We start from the raw sequence: 11,807 nt of genomic DNA on the forward strand, positions 1-11,807 counted from the left end.
TACGGGGCCGTCCGGGCGAACCGGGCGTGTCAGACGGCCTTGCCGGGGTTGAGGATGCCGTGCGGGTCGAGGGCCACCTTCACCGCCCGCTGCAGGGCCAGTGCGCCCGGGCCGAGCTCGCGCTCCATCCCGTCGCGCTTGAGCAGGCCGACCCCGTGCTCACCGGTCACCGTCCCCCCGGCCTCGACGGCGGCGGCGATGATCTCGTCGAACGCGGCCCTCGTCCGGGCCCGCGCGCCCGGGTCGTCGTGCGGGGTGAGCATCAGCGGGTGCAGGTTGCCGTCGCCGGCGTGCGCGACGGTGGCGATGCGGACCCGGTGCCGGGTGCCGATCTCCTCGATCCGGGCGAGCATCTCCGCCATCCGGGGGCGGGGGACGCAGACGTCCTCGGTGAGCATGCCCATCCCGAGCTGCTCCAGCGCCGGGTAGGCCATGCGGCGGGCCGCGAAGAGCGCCTCGGCCTCGGTCTCGTCGGTGGAGGCCATGGCCTCGGTCGCGCCGTGCTGCTCGAACGCGGCCAGGATCGCGTCCGCCTCGGCCTCGGCGGCCGGTTCGGGCAGGTCGGTCTGGGCGAGCAGCAGCGCGGCGGCGTCCTCGGGCAGTCCGGCGTTGCGCCAGTTGTTGACCGCGGTCAGGCACTCGCGGTCGACGAGCTCGAACACGGCGGGCTGCAATCCCTGCTCGGTGACGGCGGCGACCGCGGCCCCGCAGTCGGCGAGCGAGTCGAAGAACCCGACGACGGTGCGCGGCGCGGACGGGCGCGCCGGGCGCAGCTTCACGGTGATCTCGGTGATCACACCGAGGGTGCCCTCGGACCCGACGAGCAGGCCCGCCAGGTCGTAGCCGACGACACCCTTCGCGGTCCGCCGCCCGACCCGCACGATCTCACCGGTCGCGGTGACGACCTCGAGCGCGAGCACGTAGTCGCGGGTCACGCCGTACTTCACGCAGCACAGCCCGCCCGCGTTGGTGGCGACGTTGCCGCCGATCGTCGACCAGGGCGCCGACGCCGGGTCCGGCGGGTACCAGAGGCCCTGGTCCGCGCAGGCGGCGCGCAGGTCGTCGTTCACCACCCCCGGTTCGACGACGGCGAGCCGCTCCCCGGCGGAGATCTCCCGGATCGCGGTCATCCGCTCCAGCGACAGCAGCACGCAGCCCTCGACCGCGTTCGCGCCGCCGGACAGCCCGGTCCCGGCCCCGCGCGGGACGACCGGCACCCGGGCCCGCGCGCAGGCGGCGACGGTGGCGGCGACGTCGGCCGTGGTCCGGGCCCGCACGACGCACAGCGGGGTGCCGTACTCGGCCCACTCCGCCTCGTCGTGCACGTAGGGGCGGACGGTGTCGGGATCGGTGAGGACCCGGTCGGCGTCGAGCACGGCGGCCAGCTCGGCGAGCAGGGCACGGCCGGTGGCGTCGGGCACCGACCGGTCCAGCTCGGCCGGTGCCGTGGACCCGCTGAACGGCCGCCCCTCCGGCTCGACGACGACCGGGGTGCCCTCGGTCAGCTCCCCGTCGGTGGATGCGCGCTCGACCATGACCGCGACGGTAGGCGGCCGCCGGGGCGCCGGGCCAGTGGAACCGGTGTGTGCACCGCGTCCGCAGGTGGTTCCGCCCCCGCCCACGCCATCCGGGACCACGGCAGCGCCAGCTCGTCGGTGCCCGTCACCGGGTGCGGGGCGAGCGTGTCCAGCGGCACCGCCTCGGTGTGCCGGGCGAAGACGCCGTCGACGTAGCGGTGGCCGGTGTCGGCGGCGATCAGCACGACGGTGCGACCCGGGTCCCGCGCGCGCTCCCACCGCGCGGCGAGGTACGACGCGCCCGCCGACAGGCCCGCGAACACCGCGTGCCCGCGGAGCAACGCCACCGCTCCGGACAGGGCGGCGGTGAACCCGGTCCAGTGGACGACGTCGTAGGCGGGGTGGTCGACGTTGCCGAACGGGATCGAGCTGCCGATCCCGGCGATGATGATGTCCGGGTCGGCGACGTGCTCGCTGCCGAAGGTCACGCTGCCGAACGGCTGCACCCCGACGAGCCGGGTCGGGCCCCCCGGCGGGTCACCGGCGCGCAGGTACCGGGCGAGGCCACCGGTGGAGGCCCCGGACCCGACCCCGCCGACGACGGTCAGCGGCACCGGTCCGAGCGCCTCCCGCAGCCGTTGCGCGACCGGCCGGTAGCCGAGGTAGTGGACGTCGTCGTGGTACTGGCGCATCCAGTGCAGCCGGGGGTCGGCCGCGAGCAGCTCCCGGATCCGCGCGACCCGGCGGCTCTGGTCGAGCTTCAGGTCGTCGCTGGGCGGCATCCGCTCGAGGGTGGCGCCGAGCAGCTCCAGCTGGATCCGGGCGGCGTCGTCGACGGTGGTGGAACCGACGATGTGGCAGTGCAGGCCGTGCCGGTGGCAGGCCAGCGCGAGGGCGTAGGCGTAGATCCCGCTGGAGCTGTCGACGACGCTGTCACCGGGCGCGATCCGGCCGGTGTCGAGCAGCCGCCGCACCGCGGCGTCGGCACTGAGCACCTTCATGGTCTCGAACCGCAGGCAGACGAGCCCGTCGTCGAGCCGGACCAGGTCGGGGCGTCCGACGGCGTCGGCGACGTGGGTGTCGACCGCGCCGGTCACCGGGTGCCCCCGGCCGCCGCGACCGGCCGGAGGTGCGCGGCCCCGCCGGCGGTGAACCGCCCGGTCGGCACCAGCCCGGCCGCGCGCAGCGCCGCCGTCACCCGGTCCGCGGCGACGCCGTCTCCCGGGGCGAGCAGCACCCCGGCCACGTTGCCGCTGTGCGCGATCTGCACCCCGAGCACGCCGGGGCCCTCGACCGCGGCCCGCAGCCGGTCCACCTCGCCGTCGGTGCGGTGCAGCTGCGCGCTGCGGGTCGCGACCCGTGCGATCCCGGCCGGGTCGCCGGCGGCCAGCGCCGCGCGCAACTCGGCCCGCAGCTCCTCGTAGGTGCCGACGACCGGGGCCGGGGGCTCGGGCGGGCGCACGGCGGGGGTGTCCACCGGGCGTCCGCCGTCGAGCAGGCAGCCGACCACGAGCAGCCGCGGCAGCTCGCCGGGCAGGACCTCGAGGACGTCGCCGTCGCGCTGGGCGAACAGGCGGGGCCGGGCGTCGTCGAACATCAGCGGGTCACTGGCCGCCTCGGCCGCGACGGCGAGGCGCGCCAGGGTGTGCGGCGCGATCCGGGTGCCGGTGGCGTCGGCGACCGCACGCACCGAGGCGACCACGTCCGCCGTCGACGAGCCCAGCCCCAGTCCCGGTGGGACGGCGCCGTGCAGGGTCAGCTGCCCGCCCCCGGTCCCCGGGCCGGCCACCGCGTCGAGCGCGAGGCGGGCCGCGCGGGCGGCCTTCACCCGGCCCGGGGGCCGCACCGTCACCTCGGTGCCGGTGCCCGACGGCCGGAACTCCGCACGCACCCCCGCGACCGGCGACGGCAGCGTGACCAGCCCCGGCCGGGCCGCGCCGGAGGAGTCCCGGAAGAACCCCTGCAGCAGCTCGCCGTGGTGGCACGGTGCGCTCCCCCGGCCGGGTCTCACGAGGCCGCCCGGTACCGGTAGAGCGCGGTCGTGTCGGCGCTGAACTGGGAGAACGGGAACGGCTCCGCGGACAGCGCGGACACGCCGTCGCCGAGGAAGGCCCTGGCCACCGCGGCTCCGGTCTGCGCGTAGACGGTCAGCGGGATCCCGCGGTCGCGACATCGGGCGGCGATGGGGTCGAAGGTGCCGTTCGCCAGGGTCATCCCGGTGGCGACGACGGCGTCCGCCGAGTCGATCACCTCGTCGGCGGAGTCGGAGACCGTGTCGCCCCACTGCGTGGTGCGCAGGTCGAGGTCGCAGGGCAGGCACTCGGCGCCCCGCTCGCGGATGGCCGCGACGAGCGGGTTCACCACCCCGATCAGCGCGACCCGGGCACCGGCGGGCACGTCGAGCAGCCCGGCGACGGCGGCGTCGCGGGCCACCGCACGCTCCTCCGGCGTCCCGGCGGGCAGCTCCACCCGCTCCGCACCCGGGTCGTCGCGGAACGGCCGCACCCCGGCGAGGTAGGCGTCGAGGGCGGCGGTCCGGACCGGGGCGGGCACGTCGTCGCCGAGCAGCGCGGCCAGCGGGCTGCCGGAGAGGTCCTGGCAGGCGACCGGATCGAGCTCACCGTCCCGCGCCGACGCCGCACCGAACGCGGCACCGCACCGGACCAGGACGTAGCGGTTGCGGTAGGTCACCGGTCCCCCGGCCAGCCGGGTGCCGTGCCCCGCCCAGAACACGCTGGTCGCGGTCAGTTCCGCCGGGTCGGGGCCGTGCCCGCCCGCGAGCACCTCGGCGACCAGGTCGTCCACCGTGCGGGTCATCGGGCGCCTCCGGCACGGGTGAAGCGGAACAGGTGGGTGATCACACCGTCGCCCCAGTCGTGGCGCAGCGCCAGACCGGCGTCGAAACCGTGCCGCATCGCACTGTCCACCAGGGCAGGCAGGTCGGCGGTGTTGGAGGCGATCACGAACACCTCCCCGTCCGGGGCGAGCACGTCGCGCTCCGCCAGCTGGGCGAAGAACCGTTCCGGCAACGGGGCGCCCTCGCAGACGTTGCGGACGACGTCGGGGTCGTCGTCGACCCGGACGCTCACCGCGGGCGGGTTGAACGTCACCACGTCGACGACCGTGGAGTCCGGGACGCCGTCGAGCAGGTCGGCGACGATCCCGGTGCGCGCGGCACCGCCGGCCAGACGGTCGAGGTGGCCGACGGCGGTCTCCACACTCGCCGGGTGGACGTCGACGGCGTAGGTGTGCGCGGCCCCGCGCACCCCCGCGGCGATCACCTCCAGCCCCAGGCCGCAGCCCATGGCGAGGTAGCGGCGACCGCGGGTCTCGATCTCCCCGGAGAGCACCCGGTCGGCGATCATCTCGCTGGTCAGGCCGGGCCGGAACACGCCGGGCGGGACCTCGAGGTCCCAGCCGTTCCAGTGCCGGGTGCGGGTGGTGTGGAGGGTGCCGTCGGGCCGGTTGAGGGCCGACACGGTCTCGGCCGGCAGCGGTGCCGGCAGCTCCTGCGGCGTCACGGGAACACTCTGCGTCATAATGAAAACGGATACCATTTCGAGACCTGACCGGACAACGGTGACGCGGCGTGCATCACGACTCGGTCCGGACGCTGGCGGATCGCTCGCCCGAGTGTTACTACATACGACAATCATGTTCATCAGATGCACAGTCGGTCTCGCCGTGGCCCTGGTCGTGTCGGTCGTCCTCGCGATCGGGCTCGGCCCCGCCCCCGTCTCCCCCGCCGACACGCTGCGCTACCTCGGCGCCGCCTTCACCGGCGGCACGATCCGGCTCGACGAGGTCGCGACCTACGAGATCGTCTGGCAGCTGCGCACGCCCCGGGTGCTGCTCGCCGCCGTCGTCGGGGCGGGGCTGTCCGCGGTCGGGGCCGGGGTGCAGGCGCTCGTCCGCAACCCCCTGGCCGACCCGTTCGTCCTCGGGATCTCCTCCGGTGCCGCCGTCGGCGCGGTCTCGGTGCTGGTCACCGGGGCACTGGCCGTCGCGGGCATCTACGCGCTGTCGGTCGGCGCGTTCGCCGGTGCGCTGGTCGCCGCGCTGCTGGTGCACCTGGCCGCCCGGCGCCGGGGCCCCGGCGGGACGAGCCCGCTGCGCCTGGTCCTGACCGGCGTGGCGATGGCGTACGCGTTCCAGGCCACGATGGCGTTGCTGATCTACCTGGTCCCGCAGGGCGAGGCGACCGCGACCGTCCTCTACTGGACCCTCGGCGGGTTCGGCGCCGCCACCTGGGGCTCACTGCCGCTGGTCGTCGTCGTGGTGCTCGCCGGGATCGTGCTGCTGCGGCTGCGGGCGCGGGACATGGACGTGCTCGCCCTCGGCGACGAGACCGCCGCGAGCTCCGGTGTGGACACCGGCCGGCTGCGCCGCGAGCTGTTCGTGCTGACGTCGGTCATGACCGGGGCGATGGTCGCGGTCAGCGGGGCCATCGGGTTCGTCGGGCTGATCGTGCCGCACCTGGTGCGGATGGTCACCGGCGCCGTGCACGCCCGGGTCCTGGTGCTGGCGCCGCTGGTCGGCGCGGTGCTGGCGGTCTGGGTCGACCTGCTCTCGCGCACCGTCGTCGCCCCCCGGGAGCTGCCGCTCGGCGTGGTGACCGCGCTCGTCGGCGTCCCGGTGTTCGTCGTGCTGCTGCGCCGCCGCGGCTACGTGTTCGGGGGCGTGTAGATGTCCGGCCTGTCGCTGTCCGGGATCACCGTCGCCGCCGGTGGCCGCGAGATCGTCCGGGAGCTGTCCCTCGACGTCGCGTCCGGCTCCGTGGTCGGGATGGTCGGCCCGAACGGCAGCGGCAAGTCCACCGCGCTGCGCTGCGTCTACCGGACGCTGCGGCCGCTGCGCGGGACCGTCCTGCTCGACGGCGAGGACCTCACCACCGGCTCGCTGCGCGAGAGCGCACGACGGGTCGCCGCGATGACCCAGGACCACGCGTCCGACCTGGACTTCACCGTCGCCGAGCTCGTCGCGCTCGGCCGGACACCGCACCTGGCCGGGCACCGTGGGCCCGGACCCGGCGACCTCCAGATCTGCCGCGAGGCGATGGACCGCGTCGGCGTCACCCACCTGGCCGACCGCGGCGTCCTGACGCTGTCCGGCGGCGAGCGCCAGCGGGTGCTCGCCGCCCGCGCGCTGGCCCAGACGCCCGAGGTTCTGGTGCTCGACGAGCCGACCAACCACCTCGACATCTCCTACCAGCTGGGCCTGCTCGCCCTGCTGCGCGAGATCGGCACGACGGTGCTGGTCGTGCTGCACGACCTGAACCTCGCGGCCGCGGTGTGCGACCGGATCGGCGTGCTGTCCGAGGGGCGTCTCGTCGCCTCCGGCGCCCCCGCCGACGTGCTCACCCCCGCGCTCGTGGCCGACGTGTTCGGCGTGCGCGCCGACGTCGTCACCCATCCCGTCACCGGTGGGACCCGGCTGCTCTACGCCCTGCCGGGCGACCCGGTCCGTCCCGACACCGAGGAGATCTGAGTGCGCACGACCCGCGCCGTACCCCTGCTGCTCGCCACCCTGCTCGCCGCCACCGCCTGCGGCGCGCAGGTCGAGCGGTCGACGGCGGAGACCGCCACGGTCCCCCGCTGCGGGCAGCCGGTGGAGTACCGCGCCCCCGAGCGCGCCGTCGCCTACGAGGCAGGGAGCGCCGACAAGCTGTTCGCGCTCGGGCTGGGCGAGAAGGTGCGCGGCTACGTCATGCCGCCGGCGAACCCGCCCGTCTCCGAGTCCCCCTGGGCCGCCGACTACGCCGCCACCGAGGAGCTCTCCACCGACCTGCTCAACCGCGAGCTCGTCGTCGACGCGGGCGCCGATCTCGTCGTCGCGGGCTGGCGGTCCGGGTTCTCCGACGAGCGCGGCATCACCCCGGAGCTGCTCGACCGGCTCGGCATTCAGAGCTTCATGCACACCGAGACCTGCTGGAACTACCCCGGCTTCCCCGAGCGGGTCACGCCGCTGGAGGGCCTCTACGAGGACATGCGCCGGCTCGGCGCGATCTTCCGGGTGCCCGAGCGGGCCGACGACGTCGTCGCCGGGATGCAGGCCAGGGTCGACGCCGTCACCGCGGCCGCGCCGCAGCAGGACCCGCCGCCGTCGGTGTTCCTCTACGACTCGGGCACCGACCGCCCGAACACCGCGGGCAACCAGGTGCCGCCGAACGACATCATCTCCCTCGCCGGTGGCCGTAACGTCCTCGACGACGTCGACGCCCGCTGGACCGACGTCGGATGGGAGACCGTCGTCGAGCGGCAGCCGGAGATCATCATGATCCTCGACTACGGCGACCAGAGCGCCGAGCAGAAGATCGACTACCTGACCTCGCTGCCGCAGCTGCGCAGCGTCCCTGCGATCGCGGAGCGGAACTTCTTCGTGCTCGACTACAACGAGGGCATCAGCGGCCCCCGCAACATCGACGGCCTGGAGCGCTTCGGCGCCTACCTGCGGGAGTTCCGCCGGTGACGGGCGCGCGGACCGTCCTGCGCGACGTCGCGTTCCTCCGGCTGTGGACCGGGACGACGGCGTCCGGCCTCGCCACCTGGGCGCTGCCGTTCGTGCTCGGCCTCGGCGTCGTCCAGGGGGCGCTGACCGCCGTCGAGCTCGGGCTGGCCCTCGGGGTGCGGACGGCCGGGTTCCTCGCCGCGATGCCGGCCGGCGGTGTGCTCGCCGACCGCTACTCCCGCCGGACGACGGTCGCCTGGTCCGGCGCGCTCGCCGCCGCCGGGTCCGCGGCCACCGCGCTCGCCCTGACCGGCGCAGGCGGGCTCGCGCTGCTGCTCGCCGGGTGCGCGCTGGCCGGCGTCGGGCAGGGGGCCTGCCGGCCGGCGTTCCAGGCGCTGGTCGCCGAGATCGTCGACGGCGACCGGCGGCAGGAGGCGAACGCCGCGATGACGTTCGCCGTGCGCGGCACCACCCTGGTCGCACCGGCCCTGACCGCGCTGGTCGCGACCGTCCTCCCGGTCGCCGGGGTCACCCTGGGCATCACCGCGCTGTGGGTCGTCGCGGCCGCCGTCCCCGGGCCGGGGACGCACCGGCCGGTGCCCGCCGGGCCCCGCGCCGGGTTCGTCGCCGAGTTCGCCGAAGGCCTCACCGAGGCACGCCGGCACCCCTGGTTCCTCGCCGGGCTCGGCGCGCTGACCGCCGTGATCGCGACCGGCTACTCCGCGACCGGGGTGGCGTTGCCCCTGGTCAGCGCCGAGAGCTACGGCGGCTCGGCGGTCCTGGCCGCGGCGCTCACCGGCTATACGGCGGGTGCGCTGGTCGGCGCGGTGATCGTCGCGCGGTGGCGGCCGGTGGCTCGCGGCCGGGTCGCGCTCGCCGGGCTCGCGGTCTACGCCGTCGCGCCGCTGTCGCTGCTGACCCCGCTGCCCGTGTGGGTCGTGGTCGGCGCCTACGTGGTGTGCGGGATCGGGATCGAGCTGTTCAACGTCCCGTGGTTCACCGCCGTGCAGCGCGAGGTCGAGCCGTCGAAGCTGGCGCGGGTGTCGTCGCTGGACTTCCTGCTGTCCTACGGCCTGGCCCCGCTCGGGCTCGCCCTGATCGCGCCGGCGATCCAGGCGTTCGGGCTGCGGCCGGTGCTGCTGGTGTGCGCGATCATGTGCCTGCTCGGACCGGCCCTGGCGATGCTGGCCCCGGGGTCGCGCCGGTTCTCCCGGGAACCCGCCCCCGCACCCTGATCCGCTCCCCCGTCGCACCGCCGCACCCCGCGGGGCGCGGGGCGCGAGGCACGGGGCACGGGGCGCCGAGATGCAGCTCAGCGTCGTGGCGGGGTGTCGCGGACAGCGCTGAGCTGCATCTCGGCGGGGGGTGCCGCACAGTCAGCGGCACCCGCGCAGCTCCTCCGGCAACCGCGCACGCTCTGTCGCTCACGCACAGCTCGTGACCCTCCCGCACATGCCCCCCGTAACCGCACCGGCTGGTACCGCGCCCGCATGGGCTCTCCGCACATCCGCGCGCCGCTCCCGCCACCGCCGCACAGGTTCCGCAACGGCCGCGCGCCGCTCCCGCACGCCTCCCGCCGCAACCACACAGGTCTCACCGCTCCCGCACGAGACACGAACCGTGCGAGAGCACCGCAATGTGCGCGGCTGCTGCGCAACCTGTGCGGTTGCAGGGCTCGGGTGCGGAGAAGGGGGCCCGCGCGAGGAGCAGGACCTTCGCGGCCGACACCAGATCCGTGCAGCCGACAACGAGCCTGTGCGGCTGAGACAGAACCTGTGCGGCGGCCGAGCTCCCTCCACGACCGCACAGGTTCCGTGGCTCCCGCACGAGACATGGACCGTGCGGGAGCACAAGTAGGTGTGCGGCTCCGGCCGAGCCTGTGCGGCTGGGACAGAACCTGTGCGGCGGGGGCACCTTCCCCCTAGCGGCAGGACCTGTACGGGACGAAGGGCTGGGCGGCAGCACGACCTGGGCGGCGGCGGAGCCTTGCCCGCAGCGGTGGCGCCCGAACGGGACGAAGGAGCTGTGTGCCGCCGCACGACCTTGGCGGCACGGACGAGTCCTCCGACCGCGGAGTGGCCGGGGGCCGGCAGGTCGAGACTGCGCGATCCGGTACACGGCCGCCGCCGGGTCTGTGCGGTTGCAGCAGAACCGCTGCGGCGGCGCGGCGGCGGACCAGCCGGGCGGTCAGAGGGCGAGGCGGGTGGCCAGGGCGTGGCCGAGGGACCGGCCGGAGAGCCAGGCCGTCTCGACCCGGGATCGTCCCCAGCCGTCGCCGGCGAGGGCGATGTTCTCGTCGTCGAGGTGGAAGGCCGTGGAGCGCTGGTCCGCGGGGGCCGCGTACCGCCAGCGGTGCACGTGGGTCCACTCCGGACCCGGGCCGATCCCGAGCAGCTCCTGCACCGCGGCCGTCATGGCGGGGACCGCGGCGGCGGGATCGGCGTCGTGGCGGCGGGCGACGTCGCCGGTGGAGTGCGCGACCAGGACGGGGGCGTCGTCGCCGCGGCGGTCGCCGTCGTCGGCGACGAGCGACAGCACGGGGTGCTCGTTCACGAACGCGGCGGGCAGCGCGGGCCAGTCGTGGTGGGCGAAGCCGAGGGTCAGCGCGAGCACCGGGTTCCACTTTCGTCCCGCGACGGCGGCGCCGGCCGGGGTTCCCGGATCGAGCAGCCGGGCGGCCTGCGGGTCCGGCATCGCGAGCACGACGGCGTCGCAGGGCTCGCCGTCGACCAGCGGTCTCCCGTCCGGTCCCGGCCGCACGGCCGTGACGAGACGTCCGGTGTGGACGGTCAGGTCGCGCGCGGCGTCGGCGACGAGCGACCGCAGCCCACCGGGTGCCGCCCACCGCATCGGGCCGGGGGCGTCGGCGGCGCGGGTGCCGCCGTCGAACACGGCGAGGGTGTCGGTCCACTCGCGGAGCAGGCCGTCACGGCGCCAGCGGTCCACCCGGTCGGCGAACGCGTCGTCGGACACCGTGAGGTAGGCGGCCCCGATGTCGGCGGGCCGGCCGTCGTGCCGGTGCACCGCGAGCCGTCCCCCGGCTCCGCGGGCCCGTTCGAGCACGGTCACGTCGGCGCCGCGTGCCGCCAGCTCCCCCGCACAGGTCACCCCGGCGATCCCGGCCCCGACGACGACCACCCGCGGCGCGCTCATCCGTCGTCCTCCGGCAGGTCGGCCAGCACCTCGGAGGAGCTGAGCAGGTGCGTCGTCATGGCGGCCCGCGCCAGCTCGGCGTTGCGCCGCCGGATGGCCGAGACGATGTCGTGGTGCTGGCGCTGGCTGCGTTCCAGCTCGGCCGGCGAGTACTGGCCGAAGTTCCGGGCGATCGCGTTGACGCTCACGAGCTGCTGCAGGAGCTGCGGGAGCCGGGGACTGCGGGCGGCCTCGACGATCCCGTCGTGCAGCTCCGCGTTGTGCACGCTTCGCCGCTCGATCGCCTCCGGGTCGGTCCGGTCCCCGAGGGCGTCCATCGCGGTGAGGGCCCGTTCGATCCGGGCGAGCTGCTCGTCGGTCCGGAGCTCGGCGGCCCGGCCCGCGGCGTGGCTCTCCAGGACCGCACGCAGCGCGAAGACCTCGCCGAGGTCGTCGGCGTCCCACCGGATGACCCGCGCGCCGCGGTTGGCCTCGATCTCGACCAGCCCGTCCAGGCTCAGCCTGCGCAGCGCCTCCCGGACCGGGGTCCGGCTGAGGTCGAGCCGTTGCGCCAGCGAGGATTCGGCGAGCTTGTCGCCCGGCCGGAACTCCCCCTCCAGGATCGCCGCACGGACGGCCTCGTAGGCGCGTTCCGCTCCCGTCGCCATGGGCTCGCCCTCACCTCCGCCGGAGTCGCGGCACGGCCGGCGT

Annotated in this window: 11 protein-coding genes; 4 read left to right on the forward strand and 7 right to left on the reverse strand. The window is 75.6% G+C overall.

The annotated features are described in order from the left end of the window. Positions 1–29: 29 nt before the first annotated feature. From AD017_RS06360 to AD017_RS06380, 5 genes are read right to left on the reverse strand one after another with little or no spacing between them, the layout of a single operon-like run. Entirely contained in the window at positions 30–1,535 is a 1,506-nt protein-coding gene (locus tag AD017_RS06360) for an FAD-binding oxidoreductase (RefSeq protein ID WP_082399083.1), read from the reverse strand. Continuing rightward, positions 1,502–2,614 (reverse strand): pyridoxal-phosphate dependent enzyme, encoded by a 1,113-nt coding sequence (locus AD017_RS06365; protein ID WP_050802479.1) that lies wholly within the window; start codon positions 2,612–2,614, stop codon positions 1,502–1,504. Before AD017_RS06365 ends, AD017_RS06360 begins: the two co-directional genes overlap by 34 nt. After that, the gene (locus AD017_RS06370; RefSeq protein ID WP_060573456.1) at positions 2,611–3,528 is read right to left on the reverse strand and encodes a hypothetical protein; all 918 of its coding nucleotides are present in this window, start codon (positions 3,526–3,528) and stop codon (positions 2,611–2,613) included. Before AD017_RS06370 ends, AD017_RS06365 begins: the two co-directional genes overlap by 4 nt. Then, on the reverse strand, positions 3,525–4,334 hold the full coding sequence (locus AD017_RS06375; protein ID WP_060573458.1) for a Rossmann-like domain-containing protein: 810 nt from the start codon (positions 4,332–4,334) through the stop codon (positions 3,525–3,527). The genes AD017_RS06370 and AD017_RS06375 overlap by 4 nt, the downstream gene beginning before the upstream one ends. Further along, complete coding sequence (locus tag AD017_RS06380; protein WP_227012675.1) at positions 4,331–5,038, reverse strand: methyltransferase; 708 nt, start codon at positions 5,036–5,038, stop codon at positions 4,331–4,333. Before AD017_RS06380 ends, AD017_RS06375 begins: the two co-directional genes overlap by 4 nt. 133 nt (positions 5,039–5,171) lie before the next feature. Between AD017_RS06380 and AD017_RS06385 the strand changes: the two genes are divergently transcribed. The 4 genes from AD017_RS06385 to AD017_RS06400 are packed head-to-tail and all read left to right on the forward strand — an operon-like array spanning position 5,172 to position 9,199. Beyond that, positions 5,172–6,203 (forward strand): iron ABC transporter permease, encoded by a 1,032-nt coding sequence (locus tag AD017_RS06385; RefSeq protein ID WP_082399084.1) that lies wholly within the window; start codon positions 5,172–5,174, stop codon positions 6,201–6,203. Beyond that, positions 6,204–7,004: an ABC transporter ATP-binding protein gene (locus tag AD017_RS06390; protein ID WP_060573462.1), complete on the forward strand. Its 801-nt coding sequence runs from the start codon at positions 6,204–6,206 to the stop codon at positions 7,002–7,004. Further along, a complete protein-coding gene (locus AD017_RS06395; RefSeq protein ID WP_060573468.1) occupies positions 7,005–7,985 on the forward strand; it encodes an ABC transporter substrate-binding protein in 981 nt (326 codons plus the stop codon). Next, positions 7,982–9,199 carry an MFS transporter gene (locus AD017_RS06400; protein WP_060573470.1) on the forward strand — a complete coding sequence of 406 codons (1,218 nt, stop codon included), beginning with the start codon at positions 7,982–7,984 and terminating at the stop codon, positions 9,197–9,199. The genes AD017_RS06395 and AD017_RS06400 overlap by 4 nt, the downstream gene beginning before the upstream one ends. Before the next feature lie 952 nt (positions 9,200–10,151). Here the strand turns inward: AD017_RS06400 and AD017_RS06405 are convergent. Then, the gene (locus AD017_RS06405) at positions 10,152–11,117 is read right to left on the reverse strand and encodes an NAD(P)/FAD-dependent oxidoreductase (RefSeq protein ID WP_060573472.1); all 966 of its coding nucleotides are present in this window, start codon (positions 11,115–11,117) and stop codon (positions 10,152–10,154) included. Continuing rightward, on the reverse strand, positions 11,114–11,764 hold the full coding sequence (locus tag AD017_RS06410; protein ID WP_060573474.1) for a GntR family transcriptional regulator: 651 nt from the start codon (positions 11,762–11,764) through the stop codon (positions 11,114–11,116). Before AD017_RS06410 ends, AD017_RS06405 begins: the two co-directional genes overlap by 4 nt. Between the last annotated feature and the right edge of the window lie 43 nt (positions 11,765–11,807).

Source organism: Pseudonocardia sp. EC080619-01 (genome assembly GCF_001420995.1).
Classification (GTDB): domain Bacteria; phylum Actinomycetota; class Actinomycetes; order Mycobacteriales; family Pseudonocardiaceae; genus Pseudonocardia.